This is a genomic window from Paenibacillus sp. FSL R5-0928, from assembly GCF_037970385.1.
GTDB classification, from domain to species: Bacteria; Bacillota; Bacilli; order Paenibacillales; family Paenibacillaceae; genus Paenibacillus_AQ; species Paenibacillus_AQ odorifer.
In genome coordinates this window covers 5682043-5698380 of the sequence record NZ_CP150225.1, presented here as the reverse complement: position 1 = coordinate 5698380, position 16338 = coordinate 5682043, and the positions used below count along the sequence as shown (strand labels likewise).

Genomic DNA, 16338 nt, shown 5'->3' with positions numbered 1-16338 from the left:
GGAAAGAGGGATAGGGATGGAGTCGCAACCAATTATGCTGCGGGACCTCCCCCATGAAGAACGACCTAGAGAGCGCATGATGCATTATGGGGCGGAATCATTAAGTCAAGCGGAGTTGTTAGCCATTCTGCTGCGTACGGGAACACGCCGCGAGTCGGCTATTCATATTGCACAGCAGATGCTGGGGAAGATCGGTGGCCTGCGTGGGCTAGTTGACCTTAGCATCGAAGAACTGACCAAAATCAACGGTATCGGTCCTGCCAAGGCCGTACAACTAAAAGCAGGCATCGAACTGGGAAGGCGCCTTGCGAATTCCAGGTTCAATATGCCGGTCATTATCCGCTGTCCTGGGGACGCTGCAGAGATTCTGACTGAGCAATTGCGTTATTTGCAAAAGGAGCATTTTGTCTGTCTGTTTCTGAACACGAAGAATCATGTGATTGGACAAGAAACATTGTCCATGGGCAGCCTGAATGCTTCGATCGTTCATCCTCGTGAGGTATTCAGAGCAGCTATAAAATGCAGTAGCGCCTCTATTATATGCGCGCACAATCATCCTAGTGGTGATCCAACACCTAGTCCAGAAGATATTTCCCTAACTGCTAGATTGCTTCAGGCAGGTGAGATTATCGGAATAGATGTGCTGGATCATCTAATTATCGGAGATAGCAGTTTCGTAAGCTTGAAAGAAAAAGGACATATGTAATATAAATGTAGATTTACTTAGGAAAAGGAGAAATTAGCATGTTGGGTGGTTTCACAAAAGATTTAGGAATTGACTTGGGGACAGCGAATACGCTTGTCTACGTACGCGGTAAGGGCGTTGTTGTAAGAGAGCCTTCCGTTGTAGCCATTAACACTGATACTAAGACGATTGAAGCCGTGGGTGAATCCGCCAAAAAAATGATCGGTCGTACTCCTGGAAATATCCGTGCGATCCGCCCGATGAAAGATGGCGTTATCGCTGATTTTGATACAACGGCTACGATGATTAAATATTTTATTCGTCAAGCACAGAAACAGCGTTCTATGTTCCAGCGTCACCCTAATGTAATGGTCTGCGTGCCATCTGGTATTACTGCTGTAGAGCAACGTGCGGTAGAAGATGCTACCAAACAAGCTGGCGCTCGAGAAGCTTACATTATCGAAGAGCCTTTTGCTGCTGCTATCGGTGCGGATCTGCCAGTATGGGAGCCTACAGGTAGTATGGTTGTAGATATCGGTGGAGGTACAACTGAAGTTGCCGTAATCTCGCTCGGCGGTATTGTTACTAGCCGTTCAGTGCGTGTTGCAGGTGATGAAGCGGATGAGTCCATCATTCAATACATCAAACGTCAATACAATCTGATGATCGGTGAACGTACTTCGGAGCAGCTCAAAATGGATGTTGGCTCTGCCCTTCCTCTTGAAAAGGCTGAAACCATGGAAATTCGCGGCCGTGATCTCGTAACAGGTCTGCCAAAAACACTTACAATTACTTCTGATGAAATCTGTGAAGCTTTGTCTGACACAGTGAATGCTATTATTGAAGCGGTTAAAGTAACATTGGAAAAATGTCCGCCAGAGCTTGCAGCAGATATTATGGATCGTGGAATTGTTTTGACAGGTGGGGGAGCCTTGCTTCGCAACTTGGATAAGCTGCTTGCACGTGAGACGGGAATGCCGGTTATTGTTGCTGAGAATCCACTGGACTGTGTAGCTATTGGAACCGGTAAGGCACTTGAGAACATTCATTTGTTCAAGAGCCGCAGCGGATCCAGTCTTCGTTCGAAGAGATAAGATGATGTTCTACCACTTGTGTAAGTCAACCCCTGTTATGGGAGAAATACTGTTGTTAGAGGGTGTTGAAACTGTTTAAACTCTTAAGCAATAAACGTCTGTTTATTCTGTTGATTACACTGGTGCTGTTCATTGTGGTAATGGGCTTCAGCTTGGCAACAAGGAAAGGCTTGTCCTGGCCGGAGAACTTTCTCAGAGATTCGACTGGTTTCGTGCAAAAAATGTTCTACAAGCCCGCTGGATATGTAGCGGGCTTGTTTGAAGATATTGGAAATCTGAGTGATCTTGCTAAAGAAAATGAACAGCTTAAAATTATGGCTGCCCAGTATGCACGTGATAAAGCCCAGTATAATTTCGTCAAGGCGCGGAATGACGAGTTGGAGAGAAATTGGAATTTCACTGAAGAACAGAAAAATTTGTATAAATATGAATATCGTATTGCACAGGTAATTAGCCAGACAACAGAGCCAAGCAATAGTACGATTGTTATCGATTTGGGCTCCAAAGATGGGGTTAGACCTAATATGTCCGTGATTTCAGTGGATGGTCTAGTTGGTGTTATCAGTAAGGTGAGCAATTTCACCTCCACGGTGAAGCTGATGACAATGATGGACACCAATGATCCTAATTCCCAGCCGCCTATTGCGGCAACTGCCTTAAATAAAGAGGGTAAATCCTTTGGGATGATTGAGAGTTATAATCCAGAGACGAACAGACTGCTGATGACTAAGATACCTCCGGGTGATCCTATTGCAGCGAAGGATACTATTCTGTCTTCCGGTATTGGAGGATTGTATCCAAGGGGATTGACAATAGGCACAGTTGAAAGCGTCGATGTTGGTGAATTTGGATTAACCTCCACAGCAGTGATTAAGCCTTCAGCAGAATTTCAGGACTGGAAGCAGTTGATTGTTGTGTTTACGGAGGAGCGTGCTGAATAGTGAATATGCGCAGATCAGTTCTTGTTCTGTTACTGTTCCTCTTATTTATTGTGGAGGGGACCATTTTACCTTGGCTGATTCCAGATGTTTGGCAGATGCGAATCATTCCGAATCTGGTTTTTGTAGTGTTATTGTTCGTGACTATATATCATCATCGGCATACAGCACTTATATTGGGATTGTGTTTTGGAATGCTGCATGATGTCGTTTTTTACGGCAGAATTCTTGGAGCACACTCTTTTGCGATGGGATTGTCGGCTTATTTAATCGGCCTTTTATTTCAGATTCCACGTGCTCCGCTACCCCTTATGATGACTGTGGTTCTGCTTGGAAGTCTACTTGAGGATAGTATACTATTTGGTATCTATAGTGTATTTAATCTTAATCAAGAACCTTATAGCTGGGCGATTTTGAATCACATGCTGCCGACGATGCTTTTCCATTTTGCCATCGGGCTACTCTTCTACATACCGGTTCGGCGCCAGCTTGAGCTAATCAAGAAAGAAACGAATAAAGAAGAAGCGGCTTAAATAGCTTCTATTTTCTTTCTATACAAAGCAGGAATTTAAGGGGCCCGGCACGAATGAATGAGGATAGGGGGCCAGGCATATGACAGTAAAATCCAAGCATGTAAGGATTAAGGGCATCAAGGATGGCCTGATATTCCTGCTAGACGACAAATGTCCCTTTGAAGATCTTCTGAGCGAGCTTCGCTATAAGCTGGAGCACAGCCATCAAAATATTTTAACTGGACCGATTGTACATGTGGACATAAAGCTGGGCAATCGTACCGTAACTGAGGAAGACAAGGAAGCTGTGCTGGAGATTCTTAAGGGACAGGGAAATCTGTTGATTCGATCTATAGAGGCGCTTCCAGCGCCCGGCAGTGAGGATAATGACGCATTGTTTTTGATGAGTGGAATTCTACGTTCCGGTCAGGTGCTGCACCATAACGGAAATCTTCTATATCTGGGGGATGTGAACCCGGGGGGGACCATAACCTGTTCAGGCGATATTTATATACTAGGTTCGCTAAGAGGGATGGCGCATGCTGGAGTAGACGGGAATGAGGAAGCAATTATAGCTGCTTCTTTAATGTCTCCAACGCAGTTGCGAATTGCCGATATTATTAGTCGTCCGCCCGATGAATGGGAAACTCGTGAAAGCAGTATGGAATTTGCATATTTAACAAACGGAGCTATGCAGATCGATAAGATTCATAATTTGGTCAAATTACGTCAGGATTTAAATGTGTTTAAAGGGGTGTAGCCTCCATGGGAGAAGCGATAGTCGTAACCTCGGGCAAAGGCGGAGTTGGCAAAACAACCACAACAGCCAACATTGGAACCGCACTTGCACTGCAGGGCAAAAAAGTATGTCTCGTCGATACCGACATTGGACTGCGTAATCTGGATGTAGTTATGGGGCTTGAGAATCGTATTATTTATGATCTTGTGGATGTAGCGGAAGGACGTTGCCGCCTTAATCAAGCGCTCGTTAAAGACAAGCGCTTTGATGAATTGTATATGCTGCCTGCAGCTCAAACAAAGGATAAAACGGCTGTCTCTCCTGAACAAGTAAGAGATATCATTCTTGAACTAAAGAAGGAATATGAGTATGTTCTGATCGATTGTCCGGCAGGAATCGAGCACGGCTTCCGCAATGCGATTGCCGGTGCGGATAAAGCGATTGTGGTTACCACACCAGAGCATGCCGCTGTGCGGGATGCCGATCGTATTATCGGACTATTAGAACAGTCGAGTGTGGAATCGCCGAAATTGGTGGTAAACCGTATTCGCCCAGGTCTTGTGAAGTCTGGGGATATGCTTGATATTGAGGATATATTACAGGTGCTGAACATTGATCTTATCGGAATTGTTCCGGATGATGAACTAGTCATTAAAGCCGCAAATAACGGAGAACCTACAGTTATGAATCCCGATTCTTCAGCTGCTATTGCCTATCGCAATATTGCACGCCGAATTTTAGGTGATGCTGTACCCCTGATGCAGCTTGACCGCAAACCGGGAGCATTTAAGAAACTTAAGAAATTTTTCGGCATGGCCTAGTCTTAAGTCTAGCGATTTTACTATAAAAACATAATTGATCCCATCCATAGAGAAATCTACGGTGGGATTTTTTGTATTATAATAGGCAATGATACAATGCAAAAAATTGTGGAAAACTCCGATAAAAAGGTAGGAGGGATGAATGTGAAAAATCAGGAGACATGGAAGAAACGAGGAATTATCAGGAAGATTCTAAAAGACCACTTCCATAGATTCATGGAAATGCACAGTCATCAATTACCCGAGAATTTGCATACCTCAATAACGGAGACCGTAAACAAAGCAATTCGCTGCATGACAAGAGATATGGGTTATGCGAAATATGAGTGTAAAGGATGTACACAAGGAAACCCAGAGCCCGTATTCATCTGCTTCACCTGTAAAAGTCGTTTTTGTCATGGGTGTGGGAAGAAATATACAGATGAATGGGCAGAGAAGCAACAGGAACGAATCCTAAATGTAACCCATCGTCATATGGTCTTTACGGTACCTCAAGAATTACGCAACGTATTTTTTCAAGATCGACGCAAGTTAAATGAACTAAGCAATCAGGTGGCAATGGTTATCCAGTATTATTACCGACGGAAAAATAAGAGCAAGAAATACGAAGTCTGAGTGATTACGGTCATACATACGTTTGGGCGTGACCTAAAGTTTAATCCGCATATTCACGCACTCATTACAGAAGGTGTGCTAGACATAAATAAAGAATGGAAAAAGGTTAAATACATCTCGTATGAGTATTTGCAGAAATTATGGCAGAAGTTGCTACTTGATTAGATGATGAAATGGTATCCGAAGAAAGATCGAGTGAAAAAATTGGTGAATGAGCTATACCAGCGCTATCCTCAAGGATTTTGCGTAAATGCAGAGCAACGGATGAAGGATGCGCGAGATATATAGGTTGCTATTGGCACGTCCGGCGATTGCAGAATACCGAGTCGTAAGTTATGACTTTCACAAGGTACATTATTGGTACGAGGACCACCGAACAGGTTTACGTGTAGATGTGGTGTCTCCGGTGATGAAATTTATCTTTGATCTGGTACAGCACATTCCTCCGAAGCATTTTCAGATGGTAGGGCGTTATGGTCTATATAGCTGAGGAAGAAAAGAGTCGCAAAAAGTAATTAATCTGTGGCGGTTCATGGTACATAAACAAATTGGGATGACCTTCCCTATGGAAAAATGAAAGAAGAAAAGTTACCGTGAACAGATGATAGAGAGTTACTGGGCAGACCCGATATGCTGTTCATGCTGTAAGCACCGAATGTTGCTTGTGGTCATTTGGCATACAGAATATGGACGGATTTATTATTATGACGAGAAGTGAGAATATAAAAACCAAAAGAAATGAGTAATACTAAGGAATGAAAAAAGAGGAAGGTCAAAAGAGGGAACAGGATAAGGAAAAGGAACTGTCCCTATGGAGTCCATAGGAGGAAGATATGGGGCCTGAAGTATGGATAGATTATGTCTGTGTGGAATGAGGGATGGTAGACCCTGTACCCGAATTTATAGTGGCAAAGTGCTCATATGAGCTGGAAGCCGGAGAATTTCTAGAGTTTTTCTGTCCAGCTTGTAACGGAACCTTTGTGAATAAGCTTACTAGCCAGCAGACAAATGATCGCTGGCTAGTAAGCTTATTCACCCGTAGGGTGGTTTTGTTCTGTGATTGCGTCAATAACATCACCTATCTTTATCCAGCCATAATCCTCTTCGAGTTGAGATTTAATTTACCTCAACTGTCGGCCCACCTTAAGCACCATGCCTCACACCTTAACATCCTACACTGGATCAAACAGTACAAGCGTTACCTGCTTCCGCTCCTACAGCGAGTACTGTCAGTAAAAAAATAAGGGTTAGACTCGATGCTATATTCCACGCGAGTATCCCAATTGTCATACTGTCATACTTTATAAAATATGTTTTTTACTTCACCTAGCAAATTAAACAGCGACAGCAAAGGACGAGAAAATAAAATAAAGTCCTAGACTGTCGCTGTTTAATTGGATTTCGGTAAATGCCCCAAAATAAAATTATTACATTTAGTGATTATTGGTAGTTTCTAATATATCCTTTTGCTGTATGAGTCTCCGCAAATACGTAAACTTTATATTGCCAACCTAAATTCATGTAGAAAGTAAGTGAGTCTGAGCCTTGGCCTGCATCTAATAAAATAAAACTGGTTCCTGGATCATGAATATTCATCGAGGTCCATACTCCATTACCTGTATTGTAGTAAACATATAATGAAGCTTTTCCAGCTGATTCAAGTGTAATTTTTCCGTACTGGCCAGCTCCATTAATGGGATTTGAGAATTGATAGGTAACAGGAGCTACAACAACACTCGTAGCTTCTCCCGCTACAAAAGGTGCAATAGAGTCAATCGAAGAAGGGCTTGTGTTAGCACTAGATTCATTCGCAGAAAACGTAGCTTCCCCCGCTACAAAAGGTGCAATAGAGTCAAACGAAGAAGGGCTTGCGTTAGTACTAGATTCATTCGCAGCAAACGTTGGAACTGCACTCACTAAAGAAATAGCAGCCGTTAAAAGAAATAAACTAGAGATTTTTTTCATAAGATGTTGTTCCTCCAATATATATTTTTTGTTCTTAATTACCATATCAAATACTCATATAGAAGTGAATGGTTAATAAGTAAATTGATACCTTTTTCCTACATAATATTTATCCAAAAAAATCATGTCGATTTTCGTCTTATTTTTCAATCATGATAGTTTACCACATTATGGGATGGCAGATATTCCGGAATTCCATTTATTCCAGAGCAGGCTAAGCTGAACCAGCCGCTCCAATGGAAGATTAAACATGCGCAAATACCGCACAAATTCCCAAAAAGGTCAGTTGAGTAAAGATAGGCACGCTGGAATGAATTTCATCAAAAATGTATTTCTGGAGCACATAGACGGCAAGGGCCACAAATAATTGACTATATACCGCATTTTCTGTCGTTCCAAATAGATAAGGCACATTCAGATGCTGTTTAATCCACCGGAAAAAGACTTCAATTTGCCAGCATGTCTTATAATTCTTAGCGATAACGTGAGGAGAAGCTTTTCTCACATCGGTCACAACCCGCACAATTTCACCCCGGTTATTTTCAAATTCAACGACCCGATGTCGCTTTGCGATCGATTCCTCCACGTTCAGAGGTATGCGCTGGTCATGAGTCCAGGCGCCATGCAACTTAATGCCCCCTCTGAATTTTTGTATGGGGCCCAAGGCACTCGGGAGTTTGCCGCCGTGACCGTAGTCGAGTCAATCAGTAGAAGATCTGTGGGAAGATTCAGATGACGCCGGGTTTGACGGTTACATATTTTGCCTTAATAATGTGAACTTAAGGAACACAATAATAGCCAGTCTTATATTTCTTGCTTAAAAGCTTAGCTCATGCTAGTACTTTCCGGTATTTATATGGCCTACCTTGGAGGGGCTTGTTCTAAAGAGACTTCCGTGCTTCATAAAATGGAAGTAAAACAAGCCCGTCCGGAGGGATAAATATGGATCAGAAATCAGATATCAAGAATCGCCGCAAGGAGCGTATTCGTAGTTTATTGGAGGAACTCCCGGAAGTCTCAGCAGTCTCAGGAGTTTCAGAAGTCCAAGAACTAGAAATAGCGGAGACTCCCCCTTTATTTATTATGCCGGATAAGAGTACGAGCTTTAAGGAATGGGGAACAGGATTTAAGAATGCGGATCAATTCTCTGTAGAGCCCGATCCAGAGGTGATGTGGAAAAAGAGTCGTGGAGGCTGGGAGGATGATGGCGGTGGAGGCTCGAATTTTGCTGCCGGTTTTATTCGGCGCTTTGTTGCTAGTGTTCTTGTGTTTGGAGCAGTGTGGGGGGTCTTTGCGGTACATCAGCCATGGTCGTATAAGATGCAAGCTTTTATTAGTGATGCGTTAAGCAATGACATGGATTTCACGGCTGTGAGAGTTTGGTATGAGGAGAACTTTAACGGAGCTCCAGCGTTCATTCCGATATTTGGGGATAAAGATGAGCCTGCTCAAAAAGTGGCCGCTCATCATCAACTCACTGCGCCGATTGCTGGGAGCATTGTCCAGCCTTTTGCTTCTACGCTAAAAGGGGTGGAAATTATGCCTCAAATCGATTCAACCTTAAATGTGACGGTGAAAAGTATAGACATGGGACGTATTCTCTCCATCTCTAAAGAGCTGGAAGGGGGCATTCGAATTGCTGTTCAGCATTCAGGCGGTGTCACCGCAGAATACGGACATTTGAGCGGCACCAAGCTGGAGGTTGATGACTGGGTGCAGAGCGGGGATTCACTCGGTTGGATGATGGAGAAGGACGTATCCTCAGCTTCCACACTGTTTTTCGCAGTGATGAAAGACAAGACTTATATTGATCCTACAGAAGTGGTATCGTTTGATTAGGATCTTTGGTATCGAACTGTCACTACATCCACTGTTCGTGATCATTATGTTATTCTCCGTGATCACGGGACAATTTCTAGAGCTGCTCACCTTATTTACGATTGTCTTCATTCATGAAATGGGACATGTCGTTGCGGCTCTTATGGCTGGTGTTACAGTTAAGTCGGTTCAGCTTCTTCCGTTTGGCGGAGTGGCTGTTATTGAAGATCATGGGCGGCTTACAGCTAGTCGTGAGATCGGAATTGCCCTTGCCGGTCCACTGCAAAATGGAATTATGATTGTAATTGCTTTGGGACTTCAACAAGCCGGTTATGGCAATCAGGAATTTCTGACCTATTTTATTCATGCCAATGCCATGATTGGACTTTTTAATCTAGTGCCAGTGCTGCCGCTTGACGGAGGTAAAGTGCTTCAGGCCACTATTAGTTTAGTGCTTCCTTATTACTACACTTTGTTATGGACTGGACGGGTGAGTGTAGCCGCAAGTGTCCTTGTGATTATATATGCGGTGCTGCCTCTTGGAGCAGGTGGAGGCCTTAGGCTGAATATGGTCATGATCGGAGCTTTTTTGCTGTATTCGAATTTTACCGACCATCGTAATTTACCGTACCGGTTTGTTGCTTTTTTGATGAATCGGGAGGCTGTTTATGAGTATCATTTGCGAACAGGAAGCGTAGCTCGTCCAATAGTTGCATTATCTGCGAAACCTTTAGATGATATATTGCGTCTATTTAAACGTAATCAATATCATTTTATCTATGTGTTAAACGGTAAAGGAAATGTTGTTGCTGTTGTGCCGGAACAGCGCTTAATATCAACCTACTTCGGAATATAGTGTATTTATGCAGAGAATGTGAAGGAATGAACGAACGAAACCAGAGGTGAAGCCATGAAACAGATGATCGTTCACTGCACGCAGCACATTACCCGAATGGCTCTTCTGGAAAACGGAAGGCTGGTGGAGTACGCGGCTGAACGCGATCAGCAGCAAGGGTTGGTCGGCAGTTATTACAAAGGCCGTGTGATTAACGTACTTCCAGGTATGCAGGCTGCTTTTGTTGATATCGGACAGAAGAAGAATGCTTTTTTATATGTTGATGATGTATTGCACCCTAATTTGGATAAACAGCCTGATGTGAAGCCCTCTATCGAGACGCTTTTGCAGCCGGGACAGGATATTGTTGTTCAAGTGCGGAAAGAGCCAAGCGGCGGAAAAGGCGCGCGTGTAACGACTCATTATACGTTGCCCGGGCGCTGGATGGTGTACATGCCCTTTGCAGAATACGTCGGTGTCTCCAAAAAAATAAGCCGGGAAGCAGAGCGCAGCCGTCTCAAAGGAATCGGAGAACGTCTGCGAATGAAAGAAGAAGGGCTTATCATGCGGACAGTTTCTCAGGACGAGCCACATGAAGCTGTGGAGGGCGATCTTTCCTTTCTGCGTGCCCAATGGGAGAATATTACACGTAAAGCACAGACGGTAGAGGCTCCCGCTTTACTACATCGTGATCTTAGTATTGTCCAACGCTTTATAAGAGATGCCTTTAATCCGCAACGGGATCAGTTGATTATTGATTCATCTGCCGCAGCTAGAGAAGCAACAGCCTTTCTGGACGATATGGCTCCTGAAGGGTACAAGCCAGTCTGTCTTTATAATGGAGCGGAGTCTATTTTCGCTGCTTATGGTATTCAGGATCAATTGCTCAAGAGCTTCAGCCGCAAAATCACGCTGGAGGGCGGAGCAACAATGATCTGGGATGAGACAGAGGCGTTAACCGTAATTGATGTCAACACCGCTCAATACATTGGCGGAGCATCGCTTGAAGAAACGGTTACCAATACGAATTTGCTCGCAGCTGAGGAGATCGGTCGTTTGATCCGGTTACGCGATACTGGTGGAATCATTATTGTCGATTTTATTGATATGGAACAAGAGCTTCACCGCAAGATGGTCACAGAGCGATTAGAGAAAGTGATCTGCAAGGATCGCACCAAAACACATATTTTGGGGTGGACAAGACTCGGGCTGCTCGAGATGACCAGAAAGAAGGCAAGGCATGATTCAGCCAGCTTTGCGCCTGTGATTTGCCAGTGCTGCGGGGGAACCGGAAAAGTTGGAGAATGGCTGGAATGAGTTGACGATAAGTCATAAGTATGATACTATCTTCAAGTATGTGTTTGATGCAGTTGATCCTGCACATGCTGTAACCGCTCCGATCGGGTACATAAGCGCAGTTCCTACGGGAATTCTGCCACCTAGACTAGGCGAGTCTGAGACATGAGGAGGTGCAAGTAAAATGTATGCAATTATCGAAACTGGTGGTAAACAATACAAAGTCCAAGAGGGCGACGTTTTGTTCATTGAAAAGTTGGAAGCTGAAGACGGCGCAAGTGTAACTTTTGACCGTGTATTGGCTGTTTCTAACGATGGTGGTCTGACTGCAGGAACTCCGCTAGTAAGCGGTGCGTCTGTAACAGCTAAAGTCGAGAAACATGGTAAAGGCGCTAAGGTTGTAGTTTACAAATACAAACCTAAGAAGAACTACCACAAGAAACAAGGTCATCGTCAACCGTACACGAAAGTAACTATCGAGAAGATTCAAGCGTAAGAAGGTGCGTTAATGATTAGCGTGCGGATTACACGATTATCGGATCTAGGAACTATCGTTGGCTTTGAGGTTAAGGGGCATGCGGGTTATGCGAAGCGTGGCGAAGATATCGTATGTGCCGGGGTATCCGCTGTAACAGTTGGAACCGTCAATTCGATTGAGACCTTGACCGGAATCTCCATGGACACGTCCATGAAGAACGGATTCTTAAGTGGAACATTAAGTTCTGTTGAAGATTTCGATACTTCCGCGAAGGTACAATTGCTGCTCGAATCCATGGTCGTGATGCTGAATGATATCGCAGAATCATACGGGAAGTATATTCAAATACAGCAAGTAAATATTTAAAGAAGGAGGTTGACAACATGTTGAAATTGAATCTTCAATTGTTCGCATCGAAAAAAGGTGTAGGTTCCACAAAAAACGGACGGGATTCCCATTCCAAACGTCTTGGCGTGAAACGTGCTGACGGTCAAGCAGTAACCGGCGGTAACATCTTGGTTCGTCAACGCGGAACAAAAATTCACCCAGGAACTAACGTAGGCATCGGTAAAGATGATACTTTGTTCGCAATGGTGGATGGCGTAGTGAAGTTCGAACGTTGGGGCCGCGATCGTAAAAAAGTGAGCGTGTACCCAGTTGATGTCGCTCCGGTAGCAGCGGCACTGGAAGCGTAAGCTTACGGACCATATGAGCAAGTAGAAGCCTCCGGCATGAGTGCCGGAGGCTTTTTTGTAGAATATTCATAATTATTTGTGTTGCAAAGTTGGAAGGGTTAGATAGATGTGAAAATCTCGTTATTATCTCTGGTGAACTACAGTGAACGCGTGTGTTATACTAGGAAATGGTAAATGATACTAACAAAACAAATAATCTAAACGAAGTCATGAATTTTGCGAACTGAGGGACGGGGAGAAAGAATGAAATCCTGGAAAAGTGCAATCTGGGCAGTCATGTTATCCGTAATGCTTCCTTTAGGTCTTTTGTATTGGCATACTTCTCTTCTGACGTGTCTATTACTCGGAGTCTGGGTAGTGGCAATCGTTGCTTTCAGTTTTATCTGGAGCCAGCGTCATTATGAACGGGAGCTGCGTATACAAGAGAACACTCTGCAACAGGCGGCGATTCGGACACTGAATCATCATCGACATGATTGGATGAACGATTTGCAGATTCTATACGGATATATTCAGCTTGGAAAGCCTAATAAATCCGTGGAGTGTGTGGAAAGAATAAAGGAACGCATAGCACTTGATAGTCGTATCGCTAAGTTGGGCATTCCTTCATTGGTTTTCTATATCCAATCCTTCCGAACTAACAGGTCTAGTCTGGAATTGGAAGTTCAGGTGGAGGAAGGGTTGCAGCTAGAGGACAAGCTAAATCCAGAAGCAGGAGATGAGCTGACTTCAGTGATTATGCAGACCATACGGGCTTATCAGTACAACGGGCTGGCTCCTCAGGGGGAGACGCGCAAGCTGCGCCTTGGCTTTTTTCAGGATGGAGGAGACATTCTTATCTCCTTCGAAGGCGAGGGGGAGCATGGCAATCCCGAGCTGCTCAAAGGGCAAATTTATAATATAGTACAAGGAAAAATCATGAAAGCAGAGCAGTTTAAGCCTAGCAGGGCTTATGTAGAGCTGCGATTACCGCTTGAAATGTGAGGAAGGTGAACATTTATGTTCGTAGATAAAGCTAAGATTTATGTTAAAGGCGGTGACGGCGGGGATGGTCTCGTTGCGTTTCGCCGGGAGAAATATGTACCGGAGGGTGGTCCTGCCGGTGGTGACGGAGGCCGTGGAGGCGACGTTATTTTCCGTGTAGATGAGGGACTGCGCACGTTGATGGATTTCCGTTATCAGCGCCACTTCAAAGCTGACAAAGGGATTAAAGGACGGAACAAAAGCCAACATGGAGCGAATGCGGATCATATGATCGTTCGTATTCCGCCAGGAACCATTCTGATTGACGATGATACGCAAGAGATCATTGCCGATATGACGCGTCATGGACAACAGGTTGTAGTTGCACGTGGAGGCCGTGGAGGCCGGGGTAACACCCGTTTTGCCACAGCTAATAATACTGCACCAGAGCTTGCGGAGAACGGTGAAGAAGGCCAAGAGCGTTATGTGGTTATGGAACTTAAGGTAATGGCTGATGTAGGGCTTGTAGGCTTCCCGAGTGTGGGTAAATCTACGTTGCTGTCGGTTGTGTCCGCAGCTCAGCCCAAAATCGGAGCTTACCATTTCACAACAATTACACCGAATTTAGGGGTAGTGGATGTTGGGGATGGCCGAAGCTTTGTGATGGCGGATCTGCCAGGATTAATCGAGGGAGCTAGTGAAGGCATAGGTCTGGGTCACGAATTCCTGCGTCACGTTGAACGTACGCGTATCATCATTCATGTAGTTGATATGTCTGGCTCTGAGGGTCGTGATCCCTTCGAGGATTGGGTTCTAATTAATGATGAGCTGAAGCAGTACAATGCTAGTCTAATCGATCGTCCGCAGATTGTGGCGGCGAATAAGATGGATATGCCTGAATCAGAAGAGAATCTTATTTCTTTCCGTGAACGCGTAGCTGAGGTGCGGCCGGATTTAGAAATCATGCCAGTTTCATCCCTTACCCGTCAGGGTGTTCAGGAGCTCTTATATCGTGCAACGGATATTCTCGACAGTATTCCGGTTGCTCCGGTGGTTGAGGAAGTTGCTGAAACTACTGAACGTAAGGTGTATAAGCTGGAAGCAGAAGAGGATAATTCGTTTACTATTACACGTGATAACGAGGCATTTGTGGTCACAAGCCCACGTATCGAACGTATGCTGAAGCGCATGCAGCTTAGCACACATGATGCGATTCTCAAGCTGGCACGGACTTTGCGTCATATGGGTGTAGATGCAGAGCTTCGTAAACGCGGTGCTGTAGAAGGAACAATTGTCCGTATCGCTGATTTCGAATTCGAATTCGTTGAGAACAGCAGCTACTATTAATATTTAGCTGACTATGAAGCGCCAACTATGGTTTTCCTGTAAAGGGATGGCATAGTTGGCGCTTTTTTTGTGAGGAGATCAGTAATTTTTTTCAATAAAAGAACCCAAAACACGATATATATCGTATACAATAAATATCGAAATACACTAATTCCCATTTGGGAGCATACACGTTATTTATATATAAGATAATGAAAGAAGGAATAGCAGATGGCAATTATAGAAGTGGTGAAGTATGACGGTCCTCCAGGTATATTTGCATGGAAATATCCTAACCAGGAGCTGGGAACATGGACACAACTAATCGTTAATGAATCCCAGGAAGCGATTCTATTCAAGGGCGGACAAGCGCTTGATTCCTTTACAGCTGGGCGGCACACTCTAAGTACCGCTAATATACCTATTTTATCCAATATCGTTAATCTTCCTTTTGGTGGAAAATCACCATTTACGGCTGAAGTATGGTATGTGAATAAGACGAATTCGATGAATGTCAAATGGGGAACAAGCTCGCCTTTACAGCTTCAGGATCCTAAATACAAAATTATGATTTCTGTTCGCTCTTTTGGGCAGTTTGGTGTAAAAATCGATGATCCGCGAAAATTCTTGCTGAAGCTCGTAGGGACACTCCCGCAGTTTGATCATGAAACGCTTATCAGTTATTTCCGCGGACTGCTGATGTCGAATATAAATGAACTTATTTCTTCTTACCTTGTGCACAAGCAAATCAGCATACTGGAGATTAATGCTTATGTTGCAGAGATCTCCAAACATATTCAGGGCCGACTAGCCTCGGCTTTCTTGGATAATGGCATTGAGCTGAATAATTTCTATATTGATTCGATCAATATTCCAGAGGATGATCCGGCAACGATTCGTTTGAAGGAAGCTTTGGCTAAAAAAGCAGAAATGGATATCATCGGATTCACCTATCAGCAGGAGCGTGGTTTTGACACGATGGAAGAAGCGGCAGGTAATCCCGGCAATCTTGGAGTGGGCATGATGAACACCGGGATGGGGCTTGGACTTGGAATGGGATTTGCTGGACCCGCTATGGATATGGTGAACCGTATGACTAGAGGGATGAACTTGGATTCAGGGACTACAGTTATACGTCAAGAGCAGCGTTCCTGCTCTAAGTGTGGTGTTATGAATCCAGTAGAGGGACGGTTCTGCAGCGGTTGTGGGCAGGCACTTGGAGGCAACCCGCAAGGTTCTCCCTCTGCGAACAAGATTAAATGTTTTGAATGCGGGCATGAACTAAATGCGGGAGCTAAGTTCTGTCCAGGTTGCGGGAATCCTTATCGTCCTTGCCCATCCTGTAAAGCAGATAATCCTGAGGGAGCGGCTTCTTGTGTCTCCTGTGGAAAAGAAATGCCTAAAGCTTGCGGTAAATGTGGGACTATGGTAGCGCCAGGGGTGAAATTCTGTCCTCATTGTGGAGACAGCATGGTGATTAAATGCAGCGGCTGTGGACATGAGCTGAAAGCTGGACAAAAATTCTGTGCAGAGTGCGGAACAAAAGCAGGCTAAGGAG

Annotated in this window: 20 protein-coding genes and 1 other annotated feature; of the genes, 18 read left to right on the top strand and 2 right to left on the bottom strand. The window is 44.4% G+C overall.

The window, feature by feature from the left end; translation table 11 throughout:
- Positions 1-16 precede the first annotated feature (16 nt).
- From radC to MKZ16_RS25815, 8 genes are all read left to right on the top strand, one after another.
- Positions 17-706 (top strand): DNA repair protein RadC, encoded by a 690-nt coding sequence (radC, locus tag MKZ16_RS25850; RefSeq protein WP_036685147.1) that lies wholly within the window; start codon positions 17-19, stop codon positions 704-706.
- Positions 707-744: 38 nt separating this feature from the next.
- Complete coding sequence (locus MKZ16_RS25845) at positions 745-1779, top strand: rod shape-determining protein (protein ID WP_036685150.1); 1035 nt, start codon at positions 745-747, stop codon at positions 1777-1779.
- Between the two features lie 62 nt (positions 1780-1841).
- A complete protein-coding gene (gene mreC / locus MKZ16_RS25840; protein WP_036685152.1) occupies positions 1842-2720 on the top strand; it encodes a rod shape-determining protein MreC in 879 nt (292 codons plus the stop codon).
- Positions 2720-3250, top strand: a complete 531-nt coding sequence (mreD, locus tag MKZ16_RS25835) for a rod shape-determining protein MreD (protein WP_080742577.1) — start codon at positions 2720-2722, stop codon at positions 3248-3250. The genes mreC and mreD overlap by 1 nt, the downstream gene beginning before the upstream one ends.
- A gap of 79 nt (positions 3251-3329) precedes the next feature.
- The gene (minC, locus tag MKZ16_RS25830; RefSeq protein WP_036685154.1) at positions 3330-3989 is read left to right on the top strand and encodes a septum site-determining protein MinC; all 660 of its coding nucleotides are present in this window, start codon (positions 3330-3332) and stop codon (positions 3987-3989) included.
- Between the two features lie 5 nt (positions 3990-3994).
- Positions 3995-4789, top strand: coding sequence for a septum site-determining protein MinD (gene minD / locus MKZ16_RS25825; RefSeq protein ID WP_036685156.1), 795 nt, complete (start codon positions 3995-3997; stop codon positions 4787-4789).
- Between the two features lie 144 nt (positions 4790-4933).
- Positions 4934-5404 (top strand): transposase zinc-binding domain-containing protein, encoded by a 471-nt coding sequence (locus tag MKZ16_RS25820; RefSeq protein ID WP_076105528.1) that lies wholly within the window; start codon positions 4934-4936, stop codon positions 5402-5404.
- A gap of 271 nt (positions 5405-5675) precedes the next feature.
- Positions 5676-5894: a transposase gene (locus tag MKZ16_RS25815; protein WP_081393425.1), complete on the top strand. Its 219-nt coding sequence runs from the start codon at positions 5676-5678 to the stop codon at positions 5892-5894.
- Between the two features lie 950 nt (positions 5895-6844).
- Here MKZ16_RS25815 and MKZ16_RS25810 read toward each other — a convergent pair.
- Together MKZ16_RS25810 and MKZ16_RS25805 are read right to left on the bottom strand one after the other, a co-directional pair.
- Positions 6845-7369, bottom strand: coding sequence for a hypothetical protein (locus tag MKZ16_RS25810; RefSeq protein WP_076105526.1), 525 nt, complete (start codon positions 7367-7369; stop codon positions 6845-6847).
- Between the two features lie 244 nt (positions 7370-7613).
- On the bottom strand, positions 7614-7997 hold the full coding sequence (locus tag MKZ16_RS25805; RefSeq protein WP_076105525.1) for a transposase: 384 nt from the start codon (positions 7995-7997) through the stop codon (positions 7614-7616).
- Between the two features lie 314 nt (positions 7998-8311).
- Between MKZ16_RS25805 and MKZ16_RS25800 the strand changes: the two genes are divergently transcribed.
- From MKZ16_RS25800 to MKZ16_RS25755, 10 genes are all read left to right on the top strand, one after another.
- Complete coding sequence (locus tag MKZ16_RS25800) at positions 8312-9208, top strand: M23 family metallopeptidase (protein WP_076105524.1); 897 nt, start codon at positions 8312-8314, stop codon at positions 9206-9208.
- Entirely contained in the window at positions 9201-10043 is an 843-nt protein-coding gene (locus MKZ16_RS25795) for a M50 family metallopeptidase (protein WP_076105523.1), read from the top strand. The genes MKZ16_RS25800 and MKZ16_RS25795 overlap by 8 nt, the downstream gene beginning before the upstream one ends.
- A 54-nt stretch (positions 10044-10097) precedes the next feature.
- Positions 10098-11339, top strand: coding sequence for an Rne/Rng family ribonuclease (locus MKZ16_RS25790; protein ID WP_038573035.1), 1242 nt, complete (start codon positions 10098-10100; stop codon positions 11337-11339).
- Positions 11320-11487: a hypothetical protein gene (locus MKZ16_RS25785; RefSeq protein WP_155288184.1), complete on the top strand. Its 168-nt coding sequence runs from the start codon at positions 11320-11322 to the stop codon at positions 11485-11487. Before MKZ16_RS25790 ends, MKZ16_RS25785 begins: the two co-directional genes overlap by 20 nt.
- Positions 11402-11488: a sequence feature (ribosomal protein L21 leader region), on the top strand. (Overlaps the previous gene by 86 nt.)
- 14 nt (positions 11489-11502) lie before the next feature.
- Entirely contained in the window at positions 11503-11814 is a 312-nt protein-coding gene (rplU, locus tag MKZ16_RS25780; RefSeq protein ID WP_036685166.1) for a 50S ribosomal protein L21, read from the top strand.
- Between the two features lie 12 nt (positions 11815-11826).
- Positions 11827-12162: a ribosomal-processing cysteine protease Prp gene (locus tag MKZ16_RS25775; RefSeq protein WP_036685168.1), complete on the top strand. Its 336-nt coding sequence runs from the start codon at positions 11827-11829 to the stop codon at positions 12160-12162.
- 17 nt (positions 12163-12179) lie between these two features.
- Positions 12180-12491 (top strand): 50S ribosomal protein L27, encoded by a 312-nt coding sequence (gene rpmA / locus MKZ16_RS25770; RefSeq protein ID WP_036685171.1) that lies wholly within the window; start codon positions 12180-12182, stop codon positions 12489-12491.
- A gap of 243 nt (positions 12492-12734) precedes the next feature.
- Positions 12735-13475, top strand: coding sequence for a Spo0B domain-containing protein (locus MKZ16_RS25765; RefSeq protein WP_076105522.1), 741 nt, complete (start codon positions 12735-12737; stop codon positions 13473-13475).
- Positions 13476-13490: 15 nt separating this feature from the next.
- Positions 13491-14801: a GTPase ObgE gene (obgE, locus tag MKZ16_RS25760; protein WP_076105521.1), complete on the top strand. Its 1311-nt coding sequence runs from the start codon at positions 13491-13493 to the stop codon at positions 14799-14801.
- A 210-nt stretch (positions 14802-15011) separates the two neighbouring features.
- Complete coding sequence (locus MKZ16_RS25755) at positions 15012-16334, top strand: SPFH domain-containing protein (protein WP_076100995.1); 1323 nt, start codon at positions 15012-15014, stop codon at positions 16332-16334.
- Positions 16335-16338: the final 4 nt, after the last annotated feature.